Here is a 23,284-nt window from a genome sequence, read left to right as displayed (position 1 = left end):
GAGGGCGCTTCGGTGTCCGAGGGAGCGAACCGTGAGGTTCACCCGGCCGTGTTCGTCCTGGACGCCCGCGGCCACCCGCTCGACCCCTGCCACCCCGCCCGCGCCCGCCGTCTGCCGGCGGCCGGGCGGGCGGTGGTGGTGCGTCACACCCCGTTCGTCATCCGCCTCAAGGACCGGTCGGTTGCCGATTCCACCGTGGCAGGCCTACAGGTCGGTATCGACCCCGGCTCCAAGCACACCGGCCTGGCCGTGTTCACCGGCCACGACGGGAGCCGGGCCGGACGGTATGCGATCCAGCTCGACCACCGAGGCGCGGCGATCCGCGACAAGCTCACCGCCCGCTCGCGGTATCGACGGCGGCGCCGTAGCGCGAACCTGCGCTACCGCTCCCCCCGGTTCCTCAACCGCACCAAACCGCAAGGGTGGCTCGCGCCGTCGCTGCGACACCGCGTCGACACCACCGTGTCGTGGGTGGCGCGGCTGACCCGGTGGGCGCCCGTGACCGCCGTCCACGTGGAGAAGGTCTCCTTCGACACCCACGCCCTATCGGCCGGGCGACCGCTCGAAGGAGCGGAATACCAGCAGGGCACCCTCGCCGGGTACGAGGTGCGCGAATACCTGCTCGCCAAATGGGGGCGCGCTTGTGCCTACTGCGGCAAGCAGGACGTGCCGTTGAACCTCGATCACATCCACCCCCGCAGCCGGGGCGGCTCCGACCGCGTCAGTAACCTCACCCTGGCTTGCATCCCGTGTAACCAGACCAAGAACGCCACCCCCGTGCAGGAGTTCCTCAAGGACAAGCCCGCCCTCCTCGCGGAAATCCTCAAGCAGGCGAAAGCACCGCTGCGCGACGCCGCCGCCGTCAACACCACCCGCTGGGCACTGTGGCAGGCCCTGAAAGCCACCGACCTGCCCGTTCACACCGACTCCGGCGGGCGCACCAAATGGAACCGCTCCCGCACCGGCGCCCCGAAATCCCACACGTTGGACGCGCTGCACGTCGGCCACCTGGAGAGCGTGGCCGCCTGGCCGTCCACCGTGCTCGTGGCCAAGGCGACCGGGCGCGGCACCTACGCCCGCACCATCCCCGACCGATACGGGTTCCCCCGTCTTGTCCGGCCACGGAGCAAACGGCACCACGGCTTCCAAACCGGCGACCTGGTCCGGGCGAACGTCCCGGCGGGCAAGAAGGCCGGGGTTCACGCCGGGCGAGTCCTGGTCCGCTCTTCTGGCTCGTTCGACATCACCACCCGGCACGGCCGCGTCGCCGGGATCAACCACCGGCACGTCCGTCATCTTCAGCGCGCGGACGGCTACGGCTACACGACCCGGAAAGAAGTCGATCAAAATGACCGACCGGTCAGAGCACGCTCGGGCCTTGACGGCCCTCCCGCTCCCGATTCCTCCCCGGCCTGAAGGCCGGGGCATCCTGGTGACGGCGGTCAGCCGTAGCGCCACCCACACCTTCGGCAAGTTCACGGAACCCGCCATCCGGCTGCTGGCCGGGCTGGGCGTGGAGGGGGACGCGCATCTCGGGGTGACCGTGAAACACCGGTCGCGGGTGGCGCAGGATCCCACCCAGCCCAACCTGCGCCAGGTTCATCTGATCCAGGCCGAGCTCCACGACGAACTGCGGGCCGCGGGCTTCTCGGTGGCCGCCGGAGAGCTGGGGGAGAACGTCACCACCCGGGGCGTCGACCTGCTCGGCCTGCCGGTGGGGACACTGCTCAGACTGGGGCGGGACGCGGTGGTGGAGGTGACCGGGCTGCGCAATCCCTGTGGGCAGATCGAGGGTTTCCAGAAGGGCCTGCTCAGGCAGGTGGTGGGCCGGGACGAGAACGGTGAGCTGGTCCGCAGGGCCGGGGTGATGAGCGTGGTGGTGGCGGGCGGTGAGGTGCGGCCCGGCGATCCGATCGAGGTGGAGCGGCCACCGCTCCCGCACCGGCGCCTGGACCGTGTCTAGGTCCATAACGCCATGTCGAAGCCGATAAGTGTGTGGTTGGCTGTCTCCAATGGACATCTCATCGCGGGTTTCCGCCTACCTTCGGGCATATGACGAGCAGCTCCGGGCCCGGCCGATGCCGGGTCGCACGGCCGAGAGGATCGGGCCGCTGCTGAGGGTCGTGTCGAACGGCCACGGCCAAGGTTTCCTGACATATCGCGACCTTGGTGGTTTGCAGGGTGTCGAACTGGACGCCTTCATCGCGCGCCAGCGGGACTTCTTCACCCGGGTCGGGCGCGAGGTCGAGTGGAAGTACCACGGCTATGACCTGCCCGCCGACCTGCCCGAGCGGCTCGTGGTGGCCGGGTTCGAGGCGGGGGAGCGGGAGACGGTGCTCGTCGGCGAGGCCGGTGAGCTGGCCGGTGCCCATGTGCCACCCGCCGGGGTGCGGCTGCGCGAGGTGGCGGGGCGGGATGACCTGGAGCGCATCCGCGAGCTGGAGGAGACGGTCTGGGATGCCGACCACGGCTGGCTGCCCGGCATGCTGGAGCGCGAGCTCGCCGGTCCTGGAGATCCGTGCACGGTGGTGATCGCCGAGGCGGGCGGGCAGTTGGTGTGCGCGGCATGGGTGCGTTTCCACGAGGGCACCGACTTCGTCTCCCTGTGGGGCGGCTCGACCCTGAAGGAGTGGCGGGGCAGGGGTATCTACCGGGCGATGGTGTCGTACCGGGCGGAGCTGGCGGTGGCGCGAGGTTTCCGGCTGGTGCAGGTGGACGCCTCCGATGCCAGCCGCCCGATCCTGGCCAGGCTCGGGCTGGAGGCGATCACGACGACGACGCCGTATGTGTGGGTGCCGCCGACCCTCTGACCTGGCACCGCCCGCTGGAAGCCGTGTGGGGTGAATTATTCCGTTCTGGTAGCTTGAAGTGGATCAAGACGAGGCCGCGCCGCCGCGACTCGCGATGAGAGGACACGCATGCCCGAGGTGCTCAGTCGGCGCGCGCTCAACCGGGCCACCCTGGAGCGGCAGCTGCTGCTGGCCCGCGCCGAGCTGTCCGCGCTGGAGGCGGTCCGGCACCTGTACGGCATGCAGGCACAGGCCCCCAACCCTCCCTACGTCGGGCTCTGGGCACGCCTGGCCGGGTTCGCCCACGACGACCTCGCCCGGTTGATCAACGAGCGCCTGGTGGTGAGGCTGGCGCTGATGCGCTCCACCATCCACCTGGTCACCGCCGACGACTGCCTGGCGCTTCGCCCGCTGCTGGGACCGTTGCTGGCGCGGGGCCTGCGGGGTACGCACAGCAAGGGCCTGGCCGGCGTGGACCTGGACGAGCTGACCGCCGCGGGGCGCGAGCTGGTGGAGGAGCGTCCGCTGACCTTCCGTGAGCTCGGGGCGGTGCTGCGGGAGCGGTGGCCGGATTCCCCCGCCGACGCCCTGGCCGCCGGGGTGCGCAACACGCTGGCGCTGGTGCAGGTCCCGCCGAGAGGCATCTGGGGTGTGGGTGGCCAGGCCACCCACACCACCGCGGAGGCATGGCTGGGCCGGTCGCAGGAGGAGCGGCCCTCCGCCGAGGAGGCGATCCGCCGCTATCTCGCCGCCTACGGTCCCGCCACGGTGATGGACGTCCAGCAGTGGTCGGGCATGACCCGTCTGGGGGAGATCGTCCGCGGGATGGGCCTGCGGACCTTCGCGACCGAGGACGGCGCGGAGCTGTTCGACCTGCCAGAGGCGCCGCGCCCCAGCCCCGAGACCCCTGCCCCGGTGCGCTACCTGTCGGAGTTCGACAACACGCTGCTGTCGTTCGCCCCGCGGACCAGGACCCGGATCACGGAGGAGGAGTATCGGGGACGGATCTTCACGGTCAACGGCATCATCAAGGCGACGGTACTGGTCGACGGCTTTGTACGGGGAATGTGGAAGGTGACGGGGAAACGGGGCGAGGCGATCCTGGAGGTGAAGCTGTTCGCGCCGGTGAGCGCGGGGGAGCGGGCGGACCTGGAGGTGGAGGGAGCACGCCTGCTCGACTTCGTCGCCCCTGAGGCGTCATCTCGCGACATCCGTTTCCACGAGGCCTGACCGCGGGTCGCGCAGCCTCCCCGCCGCGCCGGCCGATGGGCCAGGTGGGCGGTGCCGGGGCTTCGGGGAGTTCTGAGGCGAGGTCTCGCCGCCCGCCGGCGGGGGTGCCGGAGACGGCCTTTTCGTGGTGAAGGGCGAGTGCATGGCGTTCCGCCTTTTCCCGAGGCGTGTCCGTGGTCTGCGTTGTCAGGGCGAAGAACCTCGATGAGGCCCTGGCGGGCCATCGATGAACAGCGTTGTGGTGAATGGAGTCACGTGAAATTATCGGTTAAATATGGTGATTTCCGGATTAAGGCATGCCATGAGACGTTTGATCGCTCTGATAAGTGCTCTCCTGTGCGCCGCCGCGCTTGTCGCCGTTCCCTCGGCCGCGGCCGCGGAGGCCCCTGGAATCCGGCTCAAGCTGCGCTTCGGATGGTGTGAGACCGCCTGTGTGATCCATGTCACCGTCACGAACAAGAGCCGTCGTCACATCGACTGGGTGGGGGGCAAGTGCACCCTCCGGGTCAACGGGCGCGTAGTGGGAAAGGGGCAGGTCTATATAGGCTCCATCAAGCGTGGTGGTTCTCGCACCAGCCGATGTTCCGTTGTCGACTCGCGCCTGGAAAAGGCCTGGTGGAACTACTACAACGGCGATGCCGACTTCAACACGTATGCCACCGTCAACGCCATTTATCACTACCGATACTAGAATTCATCTGTCATATCGGGTGTCCTTAACCGGGCGAGCCTGGCCAGGGGCTTCACTGCCGGGGCGAGGGCGTCTCCGGGCCCTGGTCCGATCGGTCGGCGGCCGGAATCGATGGTTACCAGGCCAATTCTGAAAATTGGCTGTTCTCCCGGCAGGAGGGATGCTCGATGATGTGCCCATGATCTCTGTCAGCGCCCTCGCGGGTATCGCCGCGGTAGCCCTCGGCCTGGTGCTCACTCCCGGCCCCAACATGATCTACCTGGTGTCGCGGTCCGTGACGCAGGGGCGCTGGGCCGGGCTGATCTCCCTGGCGGGCGTCGCGGCGGGCTTCCTGGTCTACCTGCTGGCGGCGGTGGCCGGGATCGCCACGATCTTCGCGATGGTGCCCGCCGTCTACGTCGCGGTCAAGCTCGCGGGCGCCGGGTACCTGCTCTGGCTGGCCTGGAAGACGGTCAGGCCCGGCGGTGAGCCGATCTTCGCCCCCGGCGCCCTCCCCGCGGACCCGCCGCGGCGGCTGTTCTCCATGGGGCTGGTCACCAACCTGCTCAACCCCAAGATCGCCATCCTGTACGTGTCGCTGCTGCCCCAGTTCGTCGATCCGGCCCGGGGGGACGTCGGCACGCAGAGCCTCCTGCTGGGAGCCACCCAGATCGTCATCGCCCTGTCGGTCAACGCGATGATCGTGCTGACCGCGGGCTCGGTCGCGACCTTCCTCGGCCGGCGGCCCACCTGGATGCGCGTGCAGCGCTACCTGATGGGCACCGTGCTCGCGGGCCTCGCCATTCGCATCGCCGGTGACCGTTCGCCCGCCGTGGCCGCCTAGGGAGCCGTTCTCGCCGGTGTCGGCCCGTCGCGATGTCGTCCAGGTACGCCTTGAGACCCGGCCCGGGGTAACCCCTCCGGCGGGTGACACCCGGGCCGCCACGCGCTCGTGCAGGAGCCCCATGTCGTAGTCGGCCGCATGGCGTGCCTGGCGGGAAACCGCCTGGATACGGGGCGGGACGGGCCCGGCCGGGTGGCCGCGCTCCGGTTCTCAGCCGTGACTGAGGTCGATGACGCAGAAGACGTTGCCCTCGGGGTCGGCGAGGACCACGAAGTCGGGGTCGTCCGGGTAGAGGTCCCAGGCGACCCGTTCGGCCCCCAGTGACACCAGCCGCTCCACCTCTGACGCCTGCCCGGCGGCGTCGGGGGCGAACAGGTCGAGGTGCATCCGGGGATGCCGGCGCGCCGGTGTCCGGCTGACGTCGAGTGCCAGCGGGACGCCGTTCCCCTCCACCGGGTCGATCACGGTCCAGTCGTCCCCGGTCTCGCCCTCGCGGGGTGCGTAGTCCAGCGCCCGCGTCCAGAAGTCGACGGCACGTCGCATGTCGGTGACGCCCAGCACCACCTGTCCGATCCTCACCATGTGCCGATCCTGGCAGCAATTCCCGGCAGGGGGGAACCCGGAGGATCCCGGCCGCGGCCGTTGACGCGAACACGGCCACCGGGCACGGTCGCGGCCGTGCTTCCAGATGTGCTCCCCGGTGTTCGGGGGAGGGCACAGACCTCTCGTCAACTAGGGTTGACGTAGGGTCGGTGTCAACCTATATTGACATTCGCGGGCGGTACGCGGGCACCGAGACGGTTTCGACGCGTGGCCGTATACGGGCCATGGCTGTTCCGCCGGCCCCCGGCGGGCGGTGTGCCATCGCGCCCGCTCCCTCATCCGATCAAGGAGGTTTGTGATGTCCGTTGACGTCGTGATCGCCGGCGGCGGCCCGAACGGGCTGATGCTGGCCTGCGAGCTGAGCCTGGCAGGCGTCCGCCCGGTGCTGCTGGAGCGGTTGCCGCAGCCGGGCGAGGAGCCCAGGGCCAATGGCCTGGTCGGGCAGGTGGTCCAGGTTCTCGACAGCCGGGGCCTGTACCGGCGGTTCACCGGTACCTCACAGCCCCCGGTTCCCGTGCCGTTCTTCATGTTCGGCGGCATGCCCCTGGACCTGAGCACGCTGGACCCGGGCCCGCTGCACACCCTCCCGATCCCGCAACGCCGCCTGGAACAGCTGCTCCATGAGCGGGCGCTGGAGCTCGGGGTGGAGATCCGGCGCGGCCACGAACTGGTGGACCTGGCGCAGGACGGGGACGGTGTCACGGTCGCCGTCCACGCCCCCGACGGAGACTACGAGCTGCGCACCCGCTATCTGGTCGGCTGCGACGGAGCCCACAGCGTGGTACGGAAGCGGGTGGGCATCGGCTTCCCCGGTGTCACCGCCGAGGACGTCGTGTCGCGCAGCGCGCACGCCGTCCTGCCCGCCTCCGTGCTCGACCCCGCGACCGGCGAGCTGCTGCTGGCCGGGGCGCGCTGGAGGCCGTTCATGATCCACCGAACCGCACACGGCGTGTTCGCCCTCGCGTCGTTCGAGCCGGGCGTGCACCTCGTGACCACCATGGAGTGGGGGCGGCGGGAGCAGATCGACGAGCGGGTGCCGATGACCCTGGAGGAGCTGCGTGACAGCGTGCACCGGGTGCTCGGGGCCGACCTGCCGATGACCCCGCCCGCGAGTCGAGGACCCCATCTGCTCCGCCGCCTCACCGGCGGCAACACCCGGCTGGCCGACCGCTACCGCGCCGGTCGCGTGCTGGTGGCCGGGGACGCCGCGCACGTCCACTCGGCGGTCGGCGGCCCCGGGCTCAATCTCGGCCTGCAGGATGTCGTGAACCTCGGCTGGAAGCTCGCCGCCGAGGTTCACGGCTGGGCGCCGCCGGGACTGCTCGACACCTACCACGATGAACGGCACCCCGTGGGCCGGCGGGTCGTCATGCACACTCAGGCGCAGGCCGCCCTGCTCGCGCCCGGGGGAGAGGTCACCGCGCTGCGCGCGCTCTTCGCCGAGCTGCTCGAACACCAGGAGAACCGGCGGCACATCGCCGAGCTCATGGCGGGTTCGGACATCCGCTACGACATGGGGGGTGCCCGTCCGGCGTCGCACCCCCTCCTCGGCCGCCCGGCACCGGATCTCTCCCTCGCCACGGACGCGGGCACCGTGCGGCTCGCGGACCTGACGCACGGCGCCCGGCCGCTCCTCCTCGACCTCGGTGGGGGCGACGAGCTGGATGAGACGGCGGCGGGCTGGAAGGACCGGGTGGACGTCGTCACCGCCACTTCCAGGCGGCGGGTCCCCGCCGGGCTGCTGATCCGCCCGGACGGCTACGTCGCCTGGGCGGCCCCTGACGAGGAAACGGGCGACCCCGTGAGTTTCGGCCTCCGGGAGGCGCTGGCCACCTGGTTCGGCGACCCCGCGTAGGTCTTCTCGTTCCGCGCCGTCCAGGTGACCCTCGCCTGCCCTACCCTGTGCGCTCATGGCCTTCAACGGGACCCCGAGACCGTCGCCGCGCTGGCACCACGCGCGGACGGAGCTGGACGACTTCGCGATCGTCAGCTACCGGGTGCCCACTGGCGCGCTCGCCCGCCTGCTGCCCGAGGGCTTCGCCCCCGCCGAGTTCACCTTCGAGGACGGGGGTAACGGGGCGCTGGTCTCCGCGGTCGCCTTCCGCGACCGCGACTTCCACTTCCGCTTCCTGCCACCCGTGGCCATCGGCTGCGGCCAGATCAACTACCGGGCGTACGTCACGACGGCCGGCGGACCCGGGGTCTGGTTCTTCTGCACCGGACTCGATCATCCGCTGGTCGCCGTGCCGAAGTGGTTGTGGGGCATGCCGTGGGACCGCACGCGTATCGACATCGCCGCGAGCTGGGAGGCGACCCCCGCGCGCTGGCGGCTGGAGGCCGACAACGCCGCCTGCGAGGCGGTCGGGACCGGCGCGCGCTCCGTACGGCTCGACGGCTTCGACGGCGAGCACGAGTGGATGGCCATGCTCACCCATCCCACCCTCGGCTGGTATCGCCGCCGCGACGGGCACATCGGCACCTACAGCATCTGGCACCCGCCGATGCGCCCCCGGCATCTCACCGCCGTCTCGGCGCGTTTCCGCGTCTTCGAGCAGCTCGGCCTGACCACCCCCGACTCGGTGCCCCACTCGATCCTGGCCCAGCGGCGGTTGCCGTTCGACATCCACACCCCGCCCCTGCGCCTCGCGGCACCCCGTGCCCGCTGATCGCCCGCCGCCCTACGGAGCCCCCAGTGATCTCCCTGTTGCTCGTGAAGCTCGTGCCGTAGCGTTCCACGCGTGACACCCACCCAGCTACGCGCGTTCGCCACAGTGGTACGGCTCGGTTCGGTAAAGCCGGCGGCGGGGGAGCTGGAGGTGTCGGAGGCGCCGTCTCGCTGCACATCGGCCAGCTGCGCAGGGAGCTCGGCGGCCAGTTGTTCACGCGGACGGCCTCCGGGCTCGCCTTCCCCCCGGTGGCCTGCGGCTGGCGAGCCGCGCGATGGAGATGCTCAGCCTGCAGGAGCGCACGATCGTTGAGGCGGGCCAGGCGGCCCGCGGCCGGCGGTTGCCGCGCGTCGCCGCGTCGAGCCTGTTCGCCGAGTACGTGGCCCCCGGCCTGATCGAGCTGTTCGCCGGCCGGGCCGCCGACCTCGACGTGGAGTTGAACGTGCACGACCCGCGGAGGTTCGGCGCCCTGCTGCACTCGCGGGCGGTGGACCCGCCGTACCAGGCTGATGCGGGCGGCCCAGTACAGCCTCGGCAGCGAGTCCGGAGGGGAGGCCGCCAGCGCGTTGACGAGGTCGTCGACGGCGGTGAGGCCGACCGGCACGCCGTGCTGCCGGAGCCGGGCCGCCGGCGCGACGGCGAACGCCGCACGATCGACACCCGGCGCCGGCCCGGATCCGGGTGTGTTCCGGGCGTGCGAGGCGGCGACGGGTGACGACCGCGGGTCGTCTCCGGGTGAGGCCGTCGGGCGTGAACAAAGTCCGCCCACGCTCCGACTAACCGTATGAAAATCAAACGGAACGGGGGGGACATGGCGGGCAGTGGCGAGCTGTTACCGGGGGATCCGGTCCGGTTGGGGGCCTACTGGCTGGCCGGGCGCCTGGGCTCGGGCGGGCAGGGCGTCGTCTACGAGGCCTATGACGACGACGGCCTGCGGGTGGCGGTCAAGGTCCTCTACGGCGATCCCGGGCTGAACCACGGCATCGCGCGGGAGGTGACCGCCGCGGAGCGGGTCGCCTCGTTCTGCATCGCCAGGGTGCTCGGCCACGACCTCGCGGCGCCGAAACCGTACATCGTCAGCGAGTACATCGAGGGGCCCAGCCTGCGGGGGTTCCTGCGCGAGCGCGGCCGGCTCGGTGGTGCCGACCTGCACCGGCTCGCGGTCGCCGTCGCCACCGCGCTCACCTCGATCCACGAGGCCGGGGTCATCCACCGCGACCTCAAGCCCGACAACGTCCTGCTCGGTCCCGACGGACCCCGGGTGATCGACTTCGGCATCGCCAGGACCGTGGAGATGTCGCTGACCTCCACCGGCCTGGTCGCCGGGACGCCGACCTACATGGCGCCGGAGGTCCTCACCGGGCAGCGCGCCGGCATGCCGGCCGACGTGTTCGCGTGGGGAGCGATCATCCTGTTCGCGGCCACCGGCCGCGACCCCTTCCGGGCCGACAGCCTGGGTGCCGTCATGTACCGAGTCCTGTCGCTCGACCCCGATCTGGGCGACCTCGACGACCCGCTGCGTGCCCTCGTCGCCTCGGCGCTGGACAAGGATCCCGCCTCCCGCCCCACTGCCCGCGAACTGCTGATGGGCCTGCTCGGAGGGGGGATCGACCCGTTGAAGGCCGGGGCCAGGGCCGCCTCGGGGATCCGTACCCCTTCCGGCGACCCGTCGCTCGGCGCGCGGGCGGAGGAGGTCTTCGCACGGCTCACGCCCGAGTCGAGGGGACTGGTCGCCGAGGCCTTCCTGCGCATGGTCGGCGTCGACGCCGACAGCGAGGACACGGTCCGGCGCGTCGAGCGCGCGGAACTCCCGGCGGGCGCGGACGAGGTGCTGGCGGCGTTCGCCGCGGCCGGCCTGGTCACCTCCGGCGGGGACGAGGTCACGATCTCCCGGACGGCCCTGCTACGGGCCTGGCCCCGGCTCCGGGAGTGGGTGGAGGCCGAGCGTCCTGGGCTCGTGGTGCACCGCGAGCTCGCCACCGCCGCCCGGCGCTGGCGCGACGGCCACGGCGACCCCCCGCAGGGCCGGACCCTGGAATCCGCCCTGTGGTGGGCGGCCACCGGCCGGCGCCATCTGACCCTGAACGCGCTGGAGCGTTCGTTCCTCGACGCGGGTACGGATCTCACACGGCGGCGCGGCCGCGTCCGCCGGCTGGTGACCGCCGGTCTCGCGCTGCTGCTCGCGATCGCCCTGAGCGCGGTGGCCGTAGCCGTACGGCAGGGCGTGACCCTCGCCGCCAATCTCGACCAGGCGACCGCACGCTCGGTCTCCGCGCGTGCGGAGGCCCTGCGATCCACCGATCCGCGGGCCGCGATGCTGCTGAGCGCCGCCGCTTGGCGGATCTCGCCGGTCGACGAGGCGCGTACCGCGCTCTACGGGTCGCTGGCCCAGTCCCGGCTGGATGTCTTCTCGTCGGAGTACAGCTGGCTCGCCGGTGACGGGCGGACGTTGTACGCGGCGGACGAGGACGGCGTGCGCGTCTGGGACGTCGCCACCCACGAACGGATCCGCGCTTTTTCCGACTCGGCGTCGGGAGACTCGGACACGGCTTCGGTGAGCCGCGACGGGCTGACCCTGCTGCTCGCGGGGGACGACACCGTCAGGCTGGTGGACGCGCGCTCGGGGAAACCGCTCGGCGAACGGTACGAGAACCTCATGCATGCCGAGTTCGGCGACGGCACCCGGGTGTTCTGGGCGAGGACTGACCGGGAGCGGACCCAGCTGTGGCGGGTGGGCGACGGCAAACCGCTGCTGGACCGCGGCTCGTTCGACAGCGTGGCGGTAAGCCCAGGAGACCGTTACGCGGCGCTGTTCCACCAGGAGGGGGCGGCCGAGATCTGGGACCTTTCCAGCGCCAGACGGCTTCCCGTTCCCACGCTGCCCAAGGGAGTGGCGATTCACGCCATCAAGTTCTCGCCCGATGGCCGAACTCTGGCGATCGCGCGTCACCACGACGTCCTGCTCTGGGATGTGGCGTCGGGAAAGCCCGCTGACGAGCCGCTGGAGGCGCCGGGTGCCCTCTGGCGGAACGCCTTCGGCGACGACCTGCTTGCCTACACCCCGGACGGCCGTCACCTCGCCGTCGTCGACCCCGGTCACATCACCCTGTGGCGAGTGGCCGACCGGGCCAGGATCGCCGAATACCCGCTGGACAGCGGGGCGGCCGCTCTCGTGAGATTCGACGCGGACGGCGGGACCCTCCGCTACAGCACCTTCGAGCCTCCGTTCTCGATCGTCTCCCTCGACGTCTCCGCCTACCTCCGCCCCCCGACGCTGGGGGTTTCCCAGCGGGCGGACGCCACTCTCAGCCCTGACGGCCGGGTGCTCGCCCTCGCCGGCCGCCCCGCCACGACCGTCGAGCTCTGGGACGTGGCGCGAGGCCGCCTGCTGGGCGAGCTGAAGGCGGCGGAGGAGCCCGCCGGCTACGCTCACGTGATCTTCAGTCCGGACAGCCGGACCCTCGCCGTCAGCCCGCGGCCGGGTCCCGCCCGCACCACCTTGTGGGACGTGGCCACCCTGAGCCGTCTCCCCGACCTCGACGATCCGGGCAAGGTAGCCCAGCTCGCCCGCGCGTTCAGCCCCGACGGCAGGACGCTGGTCGTCTCCTCCGTCAGCGAGGACGGCATCGAGGTCAGCAGATCGTGGGATCTGCGGACGCGGAAGACGGCCGGAGGCCTCCGCCTCCCCCACGGCGGGGCGCTGGCCCTCCTGCCGTATGGGCGGGTGCTCTCCACCGACGGCAAGATGACGGATCAACCGTCGGGAGAGCCGAGTCCTTGGGAGAGTCCCGGCACGATCTCGTTTTCCGCCGCGGCGGTGAGCCCGGATGGGCGGTTCGTGGCCGTCGGAGTGGAGGAAGGTCGCGTCGCGGTGTCGGACGCCAGGACCGGCAAGCGCCTCAGCCTCGTCCAGCATGGCAAGAACGCGATCAACGCGGTCGCCTTCTCCTCCGACGGGACGCTGCTCGCGTCGGGCACTCCGGGCGAGATCCGCCTCTGGGACCCCGTGACCAGCCGGCCGATCGGACCGCCGCTGGCCGGGCCCACCGACCTCCTCGCCTCCCTGGCATTCGACGCGGACGGCACCCTCAGGGCCGCTGGGTGGCACCGGGACCTGATCTCCTACCCGACCGCGCCTGAGCGGGCCGTCGCGGCCGTGTGCGTGCGAGCGGGCCGGGCGCTGACGGAGGCCGAGTGGCGAGAGCACATCCCGGACCTGCCGTACCGAAAGGTGTGCCACTGACGCCACCGGTACGCCAACGACCCTGGACGTGTGGATCCGCTCTCCGCGGCTGACGACAAAGCGGGAAAGCCGAGAAACAGGCGGACATCTCGGCTTGACCTCGGAGCAGACGGCCGGTGCAAAGGGCGCCGTCTGGGCCAAGCCGGCGGGGCTGGGGGCCAGACCGCGCCGTATCGGCGGTTACGACGGGCTCTCGTTCGCCCCTGGCGCCGACGTGAACCTGGCGAGGCTCCCCGTCGAGGTGAGCGGGGTGACCAACCAGTTCAACCAGGTGCAGGACGTTCGGTGCGATGCCCGGCATGCAGGCGCCCACCCAGGTGGTGCAGACCGACGCCCGGGTGGTCGACATGTTCGCCAAGGCCGGGGTCAACCTCACCACCGGCGCCGCCCCGGCCAACCTCGCCCAGGGCCGGGCCGCCACGGCCTCCTACACAGCGTCCGGAACCACCACGGCCGCGGCGGTGGACGGCTACACCATCAACGATCCGATCTGGGGTGCCAAGGGCTCGGCCAACGCTCAGGACTGGTACGAGATCAACCTCGGCTCGTCGCAGACCTTCAACGAGGTGCGGCTGCACTTCCGCAACGACCGGGCGGCGGGAGGCTACGCCGAACCCGCGATGTACCAGATCCAGTATCACGACGGCAGCACCTGGGTCACCGTCCCCAACCAGGCCAAGAGCCCGGCGGCGCCGGTGTCCAACTACAACCGGGTCCGCTTCCCCGCGATCGGCGCCCAGCGGGTCCGGGTGCTGATGACTCACCGGGCGGGCCTCAGGACGGGCCTCACCGAGGTCAAGATCTACAACTCCGCGGGCAGCCCGCCCGCCGCGACCAACCAGGCCCCGTACGTCCTCGCCAGAAAGGATCCCGCCTACAACCAGCCCGCACAGGTGCGGCTGCTCGGCACCGTCAAGGACGACGCGCTGCCGAACGGCACCCTGAGCACCGCCTGGTCGCTGGTCGGCGGTCCGGGGACGGCCGTCTTCACCGCGCCGACCGCGGCCGTCACGCTGGCCTCGTTCACCGTCGCGGGCACCTACACGGTGCGGCTCACCGCGAGTGACGGCACCTCCTCGGCCACCTCGGATGTGACGGTCACCGTCACCCAGGGCTCCGGCGGCGGGGGCGGCGCGGTCAACGTGGCGGGCTCGGCCATCGCGTCGGCGTCCTACACCTCCCCCTGGGAGTCGGTGAACGCGATCAACGACGGGTTCACCCCGGCGAGTTCCAACGACTCCGCCAACCCGCGCTGGGGAACCTGGCCCGAGACCGGCACCCAGTGGGCCGAGCTGACCTGGAGCGGGCCGCAGCGGCTCAACTCCGCCGAACTGTACTTCTTCGACGACAACGGCGGGGTGCGCGTGCCCGCGTCCTGGAGGCTGCAGTACTGGAACGGGAGCGCCTACGCCGACGTCGCCGGCGCGAGTGGCTACCCGACGGCGGTCAACGCCTACAACAGGGTCACCTTCACCGGCGTCACCACGACCAGGCTGCGCGTGCTGCTGCAGAGCGGCGCGGGCTCGGTCGGCCTGCTGGAGGTGAAGGTCTACGCCACCGAGTCACCTGGCGAGGGAGGCGGCGGCACCGGCTGGAGCCCGCCGGCCAGCCTCGTCACCCCGCTCAACCAGGTCTGGCAGCACGTCGAGAGCACCTACAACCCCGGGCCCTCCGCCTTCCGCAACTACGGCTGGGACCAGGTCATGGCCAACGGCGGGAGCATCAACTACTGCGTGCGGTGGGACTCCTCGGCACCGGTCTCGGCCACCCTGCGCGACCAGATCCACGCCTCGCTCGCCCGGCAGTTCAAGAAGTGGATGGACGTGATGGCCGGCCACAACGGCTGGCCGTACGCGAACGTCCCGGTCAAGGTGGTCGGCTGGGCCGTGCGCGACCGCGCCACCCTGCAGTGGAGCGACAGCTCCGTGGACGTGTACGTCAACGACATCCGTGAGAACGCCCCCCCAGTGCGCCCAGCCCTGCGGCCGGTTGTTCAACCAGAACGGCCAGTATCCCAACTGCCCCGGCGGTCTCGCGCGCCACTACGACATGTCCCTGTGGCTCACCGCGGGTATGAGCGGCGGCGCGGGCGGCGACTGGGGCCAGCGCATCGGCAGTGAGTACTACGTGAACAACCTCAACGCCGACAACATACACATACTGCTCCATGAGCTGGGACACAGCTTCGGCCTCGACGACTTCTACGACTGGCCGCCCACCGGCGTCGGAGGCTTCCTCATGAAGGCGGGAAGCGCCAGTCAGATCACCGAGTTCGACAAGTGGATGTTCCGCGTCTGGTGGCGCCATCTCAAGAGCCGTTACGGCCTGTGAGAGCTCTTCGGCCGGTGCCCCTGCCGGGGCCCGGCCGTCCTCCTCGCCTAGGCCCTGGCCCTTGGATCTTTTGCCTACTGCGGTCGCCCAGGCGGCGCCTCGCCGCGTTGTCGTCGGTCACCGCAGCACGGCTGCGGCTCCCTCCTCCGCCTTGCGAGACACCACCTGGCCGATCCTCGCCACGGCAAGATCCGCGGGACAGGCCCTAGCCCCGCCCGATGATCCGGTCGCCGAGCCTGGCGACGAGCAGCGCGCGTACGTGCGCCGGAAGGGCGCAGCCGTGCGCGACGAGAGTGTCGAGCGAGGGCAGGTCGAGGAGCACGGCCCAGTCCTGGACGTCCTCGCAGTAGGAGACGTCGAGGTGACGGAGATCCTTCAGCGCCTGGAGCGGGGCCAGCGACCGCACGGGCGTGTTCCTGATCGACAGGTGCTCCAGCATGCGCAGACCCTCGATGCCGTCCAGGCCGGTCAGCGGTGTGTGCTCCAGGTCCAGCCGGGTCAGCGAGGTGAGGGCCGAGATGTCCTCGGGGATGCGGTGCAGGCGGCTGCCGGACAGGTCGAGCTCCGTCACCCCGGCCGGTGCGGCGAGGGCCGAGAGCAGGAGCGCCGGCGGCGGGAGCATCACCGGCCGGGGCTGGGCGAGCACCGGTGACCGCCCGGCGGCGGCCTCCTGCAGGACACGCCAGCGGTCCACCGGCTCGCCCAGCCCGCCGAGGCGGACGTAGCCCGAGGGCAGCCACGGCGCCAGCCGCTCGGCCACGATGTCGGCGCGGTCGCCGACGCCGACCACACCGGCCCGCAGCAGGCCGTAGTGCTCGTACGCGTGCTCGGCGGGCACGAACAGGTCCGCCATGATGTCCCCGCCCGCGACGAGGGAGCCGTCGTTTCCGGAACAGAAGATCACTCCCGCGGCGACGGTGCCGAGCACCAGGTGGTCCGCCGCGCTGTGGATCGCGCGGGCCCGCAGGTCACCGGTCACCGCGAGATAGCTCTCCGAGACGTCGCCGTCGTCGAGAAGCCCTTCCACCACCAGCGAACCGATCACGATCAACGGCGCCTTCACATCCAGCCACCCGGGAACGTAGGTGTCGCCGAACCAGATGGTGGCCCGCTGCACGGTCCACCCGGACTCGGTCCGCTCCGCGCCGTGGGGGAAGACCGAAGGTGCCTCGCCGGGAAAGGCCAGCGACCACGCCTGGGCGAACAGTAGGCCGTAGACGGGAGGCATGATGTGGTGCGGCCACTCCCCGGCCTGAGCCGGTCGCCGTAGCCAGGATCCGATCGGATGCAGCTCTTCGGCGATGTCACCGAAATAGTCCAGCGCCTCCGCGCCGGCCCCGGCTCGCTGCCGGAGCACCGTCAGCGCGTCACCAAGACGTTCCGACGCCCCGGCGAAATGCTCTTCCGTCAAATCCATGTCACATACGGTACTCACCGCAACGAATGCCGTGCGCCGTTCGAGTGACGCTCCCGGATGCCGGGCGTGTCGGAGAAACCACCGGGCGCGACCGCCCGGCGACGAAGGGCAATGTGGATCTTCGCTGAGACCTCGGGTACCGTGCCCGGGGCCCCGGAGAACTCCGGTGCGCCCCGCGAACACGAACCATTGTCACATCGGAAGGATGAACCGACATATGGAGGCCGGCATTCACCGGACCCTGCGGTCGCTCGTCAGTGGATCTTCGTCGGAGGCCCGGGTGGCGTGCCCGGGGCTCAGGAGCAGTCCGGCACACCGCGAACATGGACCGTCGTGATATCGGAAGGATGGACAGACATGGACGCCGGCAATCACCGGACCCTGCGGTTGCTCGTCACCGGAGGTGGAACCGGTGGCCACACCTACCCCGCGCTGACCACAGTCGCGGCCCTGCGCGACCATGCCGGCGCGCGGGGGCTCAGCCTGGACGTGCTCTGGGTCGGTACGGCGACCGGCCTGGAGGCCCGCATCGCGGCGGAGCACGGCATCCCGTTCCGGGCCATCAAGGCCGGGAAGCTCAGGCGCTCGCCCAACCCGCGTGAGCTGGTCACCAACCTCGTGGACATGTTCCGGATCCCCGTCGGCGTGCTCCAGGCCTTCGGCATCGCCGCCCGCTACCGCCCCGACGTGGTGCTGTCGACCGGCGGGTACGTCTGCGTGCCGCTGGGCGTCGCCTCCCGGGTGCTGGGCCGCCCGCTGGTCATGCACGAGCAGATCACCTCGCTGGGTCTGGCCAACCGCATCCTGTCGCGCTTCGCCCGGCGGATCGCGCTGACCCACCCCTCCTCGATCGAGCACCTGCCCGCCGGGGTGCGCGACCGTGCCGTGGTCACCGGCAACCCGGTCCGTCCCCATCTGCTGCGCGGCAACGTCGACGCCGGACGGCGCCACTTCGGGCTCTCACCCGACCTGCCGGTGGTCTACGTGACCGGCGGCGCGCAGGGCAGCCGTCAGATCAACACCATGGTCGAGACGATCCTGCCCGAACTGCTCGCCAGGGCGCAGGTGCTCCACCAGTGCGGCCCCGACTGGATCGGCCAGCTCACCCGTACCGCCGCGGGGCTCCCCGAGCGGCTGCGCGATCGTTACCATCCCGTGCCGTACGTCGGTGCGGAGCTGGCCGACGTGTTCGCCGCGGCCGATGTCGTGGTCTCCCGCAGCGGCGCGGGCACCGTCGCCGAGCTGACCGCCGTGGGCAAGGCGTCCGTCCTCATCCCCCTGGTGCCCTCCGCCGCCGACGAGCAGCGTCAGAACGCCCGCTACCTCGCCGAGGCGGGTGCCGCCCGGGCGTTGCTGGAGAACGGTCCCACCGCCGAGGCGCTCCTGGCCGAGCTGGACGCGCTCCTGCGGGATCCGGGCGCCCGTGCCGCCATGGCCGGCGCCGCGGGCTCCCTCGGCCGTGTCGACGCCGCCGACGCGCTGGCCCTGGTGCTCCTGGAGGAGGCGAGGGTGGGCAAGACCGGCTGAACCGGTGCGCCCGTCCGCCGTCGGCCCAGACGCTCCTCGTACAGCTTCCGCAGTCCCTCGACACGGCCCTCGACACGGCCCTCGGGCCGGCACCGGGGCTCGCCCTAAACGGCCGCGAAGAGCAAACTCCAGGTGCGTCTGCCGGGCGGCGAGCGCCGTCGTGCGCAGGCCGGCCGGCCGCGCGGGAACCGTCCGCGCCAGCACGACCCTGGTGCCCTTGGCCGGGGTCGTGCGCCGGCTCCCGGCGCACCCGCCCTGCGGGCTCGCCGTCCTGGTGCCACCCGTACTCCAGGACGCCTGACGCTCTTCCACGATGTCCACCTCTCTCAGGTCCTGCCCGGCGCCCTTGTGTGCGGGTCGGAAGGGGTGGTTGTCGGGCTCTGATTGTTAGCGCTATCAGCTAGGGCGTCAAGAGTATCCGGTGTCACGATTCGGGAAGAAACTCCGGCTGGGAAGGGAAATCCAGCTCTCCGGGCAGAGTGGAGGAAAGGTGTCTTCCTCGGTATTGACAGGTTCTGTGTTATCGCAAACACTCTGGTAACCCCAGCGAAACATGGCGAGGAACCCATGACACCGAGCTCCGACGACGGCAGGGCGCGGACCAGACCGGCGGTGCTCGACGACGTCGCCGAGCTCGCCGGGGTCTCCGCCATGACCGTGTCGCGAGCACTGAACGCGCCCGACAGGGTGCGCCCCGAGACCCGGGCGCGCGTCATGGCGGCGGTGAACAAGCTCGGCTACCGGCCCAACCCGGCCGCGCGCCAGCTCGTCACGGGCCGCTCGGGTGTGCTCGGCGTGGTCAGCTTCGACACCACCCTGTACGGGCCCGCCTCCACGCTCTACGCGATCGAGCAGGCGGCCAGGCAGAACGACTACATGGTCAACATCGCCAGCCTCGGCGCGCTGAATCGCAGGTCGATCGGTGAGGGGGTCGAGCGGTTGCGCGCGCAGTCGGTCGACGGCATCGTCATCGTCGCTCCCCACGAGTCGGCCGCCGACGGCCTGCGCCACCTCTCACCCGGTCTCCCGGTGGTCGCGGTGGACGCCGGGGAGGACATCCCGGTCCCCGTCGTCATGGTCGACCAGCGTGGTGGCGCCGTACGGGCGACGCGACATCTGCTGAGCCTCGGTCACGAGACGGTCTGGCACCTGTCCGGCCCTCCCAACTGGATCGACGCCAGGGGACGGGTCGAGGGGTGGCGGTCCGTTCTGGAGGCCGAGGGGCGGCCGGTGCCCGAGGCGGCGGCCGGTGACTGGAGCGCTTACTCCGGCTACCGGCTCGGCAAGCGGCTGGCCGGCGATCCGTCGGTCACGGCGGTCTTCGTGGCCAACGACCAGATGACCCTGGGGGTGCTGCGGGCCCTGCGCGAGGCCGGCCGGCGCGTCCCCGAGGACGTGAGCGTGGTGGGCTTCGACGACGTGCCCGAGGCCGCCTACTTCTGGCCGCCGCTGACGACGGTCAGGCAGAACTTCGGCGAGGTCGGCCGGCACGCTTTCCGGCTGCTGCTCGACCGGATCCAGGGCACCGAGCAAGAAGGCCCGCGCATCGTGGAACCCGAACTGGTGGTCAGGGAGAGCAGCGGTCCCACCCCCCACTGAAAGAGAGAAACCATGTTCAAGAAAGTGCCCGCGGCGCTGGCCGCCGGGCTTCTGACCCTCGTGCTCACCGCCTGCGGCGGAGGTGACACCGGGGCCGGTGTCGGATCCGACCAGATCACGCTCGGCTTCTCGCAGGTCGGCGCGGAGAGCGGCTGGCGGACCGCGAACACCAAGTCCGTCCAGGAGGCGGCCAAGGAGGCCGGCATCGACCTGAAGTTCTCCGACGCCCAGCAGAAGCAGGAGAACCAGATCAAGGCCATCCGCTCGTTCATCCAGCAGAAGGTCGACGCGATCGCCTTCTCGCCGGTGGTCGAGTCGGGCTGGGACACCGTGCTGAAGGAGGTCAAGGACGCCGGCATCCCGGTCATCCTGACCGACAGGGCCGTCGACTCCGCCGACACCTCGCTCTACCGGACCTTCATCGGCTCCGACTTCGTCATCGAAGGTCAGAAGTCCGGCGAGTGGCTGGTCAAGGAGTACGAGGGCGAGCCGGGCCCGGTCAACATCGTCGAGCTTCAGGGCACCACGGGCTCCGCACCCGCCAACGACAGGAAGAAGGGCTTCGGGGACGCCATCGCGGCCGACCCCAAGTTCAAGATCATCGCCTCGCAGACCGGTGACTTCACCCGCGCCAAGGGCAAGGAGGTCATGGAGGCCTTCCTCAAGGCGCACAAGGACATCGACGTCCTGTTCGCGCACAACGACGACATGGGTCTGGGGGCGATCGAGGCGATCGAGGGCGCGGGGCTCAAGCCGGGCACCGACATTAAGATCATTACCATCGACGCGGTCAAGGACGGCATGCAGGCCCTGGCCGACGGGAAGATCAACTTCATCGCGGAATGCAGTCCGCTCCTCGGCCCGCAACTGATGGACCTGGTCAAGAAGGCGGTCAAGGGCGAGCAGATCCCGCAGCGGGTCCTCACCGAGGAGACCACCTTCACCCCCGAGCAGGCCAAGGCGGCCCTGCCCGATCGGAAGTACTAGCCGTGCCGGCGGCGAGGTCCCCCGGGGCCTCGCCGGTGGCCGGGGACCGCCGACACCGGGGATCCGGACGTCGGCGGTCCGATCGCCTGGGAGACGACGGCGCGCGACACCGTCGCGTGCCTGGAGAGCCCGGTGGGTGGCCCGGCCCCCGCCGGGCGGCGGTGACGGCCCGGAGCGTGGCGGGAGTTAAATCGGAGGCGGGCGAAGGCCCGTCGCCGGTACGCTCCCTCGGCATCTCCACGCTGTCACCGACCAGGCCGCCCGCGGGGGGCCGGAAAAGAAGAGCCGTAGTTGACCAGGATCGCTGTGACCGGTGTAACGGGAAATCTAGGACGCCTCGTTGTCGAGGACCTGCTCGCCAAAGCCCCTCCCGGCGACCTTGTCGCCCTCGCCCGCACCCCGGAGAAGGCGGCCGACCTGCCGGGACGCGGTGTCGAGGTGCGTCGGGGAGACCACGACGACGCCGCCGGTCTGGACGCCGCTCTCCAGGGGATCGAGATCCTGCTCCTGGTGTCCGGCCCGGACATGACGCCCGGGGTCCGCGTGCGGCAGCACCGCACGGTCATCGACCGCGCCGTCCGGGCGGGGGTGCGCCGGATCGTCTACACCAGTGCCGCCGGCGCGGAGAACGGCCAGGGCCCGGCCGCCGACCACACGGCCACGGAAAGGGCGCTTCGCGAGTCGGGGACGGCCTACACCGTGCTGCGCAACGCGCTCTACTCCGAGGCGTTCCTGGGGACCGCACTGGCCCAGGCGAGGCAGACCGGCGAGATCACCTCCTCCACCGGCGGCCGGCCGCTCAACACCGCGCGGCTCCGCGACCTGGCGCTGGCGGCGAGCGCCGCCCTGACCGGCGCCGGGCACGAGAACGCGACCTACGAGCTGCACGGCCCGCTCTGGACCTATCCGGAGCTTGCCGTGGTCCTCACCCGCGTCCTGGGCAGCCCCGTCGGCTACCGGGAGATCACCGACGCGGAGGCCGGCTGGCTGGGCAGCCTGTTCCCCGCGGTGCGCGCGGGTGCCCTGGCGGCGACCGGCCCCGACCTCGCGCGCCTGCTCGGCCGGCCGGCCACCGGCCTGGAGGAGACGGCCGCCGCCCTCGCCGCGCGCATGGGCGGCTGAGCTCCGGCGGCCGGTCAGGTCAGATAGTCGCGCAGGGCCCGTGAGCGCGAGGGGTGGCGCAGCTTCGTCATGGTCTTGGACTCGATCTGCCGGATGCGCTCGCGGGTCACCCCGTAGGCGCGGCCGATCTCCTCCAGGGTCTTCGGCCGCCCGTCGCCAAGCCCGAACCGCATCGCCACCACCCCGGCCTCACGCTCCGACAGCGCCTCCAGGATCGTGTGCAGCTGCTCCTGGAGCAGCGCGGAGGCCACCGCGTCCTCGGGGGTGATCGCCTCGGAGTCCTCGATGAGGTCGCCGAACTCGCTGTCGCCCTCGGTGCCCAGCGGGCTGTGCAGGGAGATCGGCTCTCGGCCGTAGCCCTGGACCTCGACGACCCGCTCCGGGGTCATCTCCAGCTCCACGGCCAGTTCCTCGGGGGTGGGCTCGCGGCCCAGGTCCGTCGTCATCTGCCGGTGCACGCGCGCCAGTTTGTTGATCACTTCGACCATGTGCACGGGGATGCGGATGGTGCGGGCCTGGTCGGCGAGCGCCCGGGTGATCGCCTGCTTGATCCACCAGGTGGCGTACGTGGAGAACTTGAACCCCTTGGTGTAGTCGAACTTCTCCACGGCGCGGATCAAGCCCAGATTGCCCTCCTGGATCAGGTCCAGGAACAGCATGCCCCGGCCGGTGTGGCGCTTGGCCAGCGACACCACCAGGCGCAGGTTCGCCTCCAGCAGATGGTTCTTGGCCCGGTGGCCGTCCTCGGCGAGCCATTCGAGCTCCGCGCGCACGTCGGGCTGGAGTAGATCGCTGTCGTTGAGCCGCTCGGTGGCGAACAGGCCGGCCTCGATGCGTCTGGCGAGCTCGACCTCCTGCTCGGCGTTGAGCAGGGGGATCCTGCCGATCTGCTTGAGATAGTCCTTGACCGGGTCGGTGCTCGCTCCGACACTCGCCTCCAGGGCGGCGGGCATCTCGTCGTCGTCGGTCAGGACGAGTTCGTCTTCCTCAACGGTGCCTTCCACGGTGGCGGCTTCCATGGCGTTCACACCTTCCCTGGGTCTGGTCAGATACAACAACCCGTGCAGTTCAAGGTACGTCCCGCGAAGGTGTGCTGCGGCGCCTGGCTCGCCGTCGTGTCCTTCGCCGGGAGCGGAGAGCCTCCGCCGCCGGGGCTCTCATGGGGTGCGGTCGTCGGGTTCTGCCGCCGAGCGGGCGGGCGGGGGCCCCCCCCCCCCGGGCCGGGGCCCCCCCCCCCCCCCCCGACGGGAGGACAA

17 protein-coding genes and 2 pseudogenes are annotated in these 23,284 nt (G+C 71.0%); 15 read left to right on the top strand and 4 right to left on the bottom strand.

Features of this window, described 5'->3' with window-relative positions:
• The 6 genes from iscB to ABT130_RS40460 form a co-directional block, all read left to right on the top strand.
• A partial coding sequence (gene iscB / locus ABT130_RS40485; RefSeq protein ID WP_350964830.1) for an RNA-guided endonuclease IscB occupies window positions 1–1,416 on the top strand: 1,416 nt, incomplete at its 5' end.
• Entirely contained in the window at window positions 1,379–1,963 is a 585-nt protein-coding gene (locus tag ABT130_RS40480; RefSeq protein WP_350923742.1) for an MOSC domain-containing protein, read from the top strand. The genes iscB and ABT130_RS40480, both read left to right, overlap by 38 nt.
• A gap of 49 nt (window positions 1,964–2,012) precedes the next feature.
• Window positions 2,013–2,810: a GNAT family N-acetyltransferase gene (locus ABT130_RS40475; RefSeq protein WP_350923744.1), complete on the top strand. Its 798-nt coding sequence runs from the start codon at window positions 2,013–2,015 to the stop codon at window positions 2,808–2,810.
• A 108-nt stretch (window positions 2,811–2,918) separates the two neighbouring features.
• A complete protein-coding gene (locus tag ABT130_RS40470) occupies window positions 2,919–4,019 on the top strand; it encodes a winged helix DNA-binding domain-containing protein (protein ID WP_350964828.1) in 1,101 nt (366 codons plus the stop codon).
• Between the two features lie 310 nt (window positions 4,020–4,329).
• The gene (locus ABT130_RS40465; RefSeq protein WP_350923749.1) at window positions 4,330–4,710 is read left to right on the top strand and encodes a hypothetical protein; all 381 of its coding nucleotides are present in this window, start codon (window positions 4,330–4,332) and stop codon (window positions 4,708–4,710) included.
• A gap of 178 nt (window positions 4,711–4,888) precedes the next feature.
• Window positions 4,889–5,533 (top strand): LysE family translocator, encoded by a 645-nt coding sequence (locus tag ABT130_RS40460; RefSeq protein ID WP_350964825.1) that lies wholly within the window; start codon window positions 4,889–4,891, stop codon window positions 5,531–5,533.
• A 210-nt stretch (window positions 5,534–5,743) separates the two neighbouring features.
• On the opposite strand, the gene ABT130_RS40455 is transcribed toward ABT130_RS40460, so the two are convergent.
• Complete coding sequence (locus tag ABT130_RS40455; protein WP_350923753.1) at window positions 5,744–6,115, bottom strand: VOC family protein; 372 nt, start codon at window positions 6,113–6,115, stop codon at window positions 5,744–5,746.
• Between the two features lie 319 nt (window positions 6,116–6,434).
• Here ABT130_RS40455 and ABT130_RS40450 point away from each other — a divergent pair, with 319 nt between their 5' ends.
• Window positions 6,435–7,991: an FAD-dependent monooxygenase gene (locus tag ABT130_RS40450; protein ID WP_350964822.1), complete on the top strand. Its 1,557-nt coding sequence runs from the start codon at window positions 6,435–6,437 to the stop codon at window positions 7,989–7,991.
• Window positions 7,992–8,046: 55 nt separating this feature from the next.
• Window positions 8,047–8,802 carry a DUF2071 domain-containing protein gene (locus ABT130_RS40445; RefSeq protein ID WP_350964820.1) on the top strand — a complete coding sequence of 252 codons (756 nt, stop codon included), beginning with the start codon at window positions 8,047–8,049 and terminating at the stop codon, window positions 8,800–8,802.
• A 547-nt stretch (window positions 8,803–9,349) separates the two neighbouring features.
• Here the strand turns inward: ABT130_RS40445 and ABT130_RS47885 are convergent.
• Window positions 9,350–9,406: pseudogene (locus tag ABT130_RS47885) on the bottom strand (hypothetical protein); the annotation flags it as partial.
• A gap of 180 nt (window positions 9,407–9,586) precedes the next feature.
• On the opposite strand from ABT130_RS47885, the gene ABT130_RS40435 reads away from it, so the two are divergent.
• The 3 genes from ABT130_RS40435 (at window position 9,587) to ABT130_RS40425 (ending at window position 15,376) form a co-directional block, all read left to right on the top strand.
• Window positions 9,587–13,045: a serine/threonine-protein kinase gene (locus ABT130_RS40435; protein WP_350964814.1), complete on the top strand. Its 3,459-nt coding sequence runs from the start codon at window positions 9,587–9,589 to the stop codon at window positions 13,043–13,045.
• Between the two features lie 290 nt (window positions 13,046–13,335).
• Window positions 13,336–15,165: a discoidin domain-containing protein gene (locus ABT130_RS40430; protein ID WP_350964811.1), complete on the top strand. Its 1,830-nt coding sequence runs from the start codon at window positions 13,336–13,338 to the stop codon at window positions 15,163–15,165.
• The gene (locus ABT130_RS40425) at window positions 15,119–15,376 is read left to right on the top strand and encodes a zinc metalloprotease (protein ID WP_350964808.1); all 258 of its coding nucleotides are present in this window, start codon (window positions 15,119–15,121) and stop codon (window positions 15,374–15,376) included. The genes ABT130_RS40430 and ABT130_RS40425 overlap by 47 nt, the downstream gene beginning before the upstream one ends.
• Window positions 15,377–15,581: 205 nt before the next feature.
• Here ABT130_RS40425 and ABT130_RS40420 read toward each other — a convergent pair whose 3' ends face one another.
• The gene (locus ABT130_RS40420; protein ID WP_350923766.1) at window positions 15,582–16,793 is read right to left on the bottom strand and encodes a leucine-rich repeat domain-containing protein; all 1,212 of its coding nucleotides are present in this window, start codon (window positions 16,791–16,793) and stop codon (window positions 15,582–15,584) included.
• A gap of 357 nt (window positions 16,794–17,150) precedes the next feature.
• Between ABT130_RS40420 and ABT130_RS40415 the strand changes: the two genes are divergently transcribed.
• From ABT130_RS40415 to ABT130_RS40400, 4 genes are all read left to right on the top strand, one after another.
• Window positions 17,151–18,320: a UDP-N-acetylglucosamine--N-acetylmuramyl-(pentapeptide) pyrophosphoryl-undecaprenol N-acetylglucosamine transferase gene (locus ABT130_RS40415; protein WP_350923768.1), complete on the top strand. Its 1,170-nt coding sequence runs from the start codon at window positions 17,151–17,153 to the stop codon at window positions 18,318–18,320.
• A 567-nt stretch (window positions 18,321–18,887) separates the two neighbouring features.
• A complete protein-coding gene (locus tag ABT130_RS40410; protein WP_350964806.1) occupies window positions 18,888–19,919 on the top strand; it encodes a LacI family DNA-binding transcriptional regulator in 1,032 nt (343 codons plus the stop codon).
• Between the two features lie 12 nt (window positions 19,920–19,931).
• Entirely contained in the window at window positions 19,932–20,906 is a 975-nt protein-coding gene (locus tag ABT130_RS40405; protein WP_350923774.1) for an ABC transporter substrate-binding protein, read from the top strand.
• 291 nt (window positions 20,907–21,197) lie between these two features.
• A complete protein-coding gene (locus tag ABT130_RS40400) occupies window positions 21,198–22,028 on the top strand; it encodes an NAD(P)H-binding protein (protein ID WP_350964803.1) in 831 nt (276 codons plus the stop codon).
• A 14-nt stretch (window positions 22,029–22,042) separates the two neighbouring features.
• On the opposite strand, the pseudogene ABT130_RS40395 reads toward ABT130_RS40400, so the two are convergent.
• Window positions 22,043–23,017 (bottom strand): annotated as a pseudogene (locus ABT130_RS40395) (RNA polymerase sigma factor); the annotation flags it as partial.
• Window positions 23,018–23,284: the final 267 nt, after the last annotated feature.

Source organism: Streptosporangium sp. NPDC001681, from assembly GCF_040298085.1.
Classification (GTDB): domain Bacteria; phylum Actinomycetota; class Actinomycetes; order Streptosporangiales; family Streptosporangiaceae; genus Streptosporangium.
This window is presented reverse-complemented; position numbering and strand designations above follow the sequence as displayed.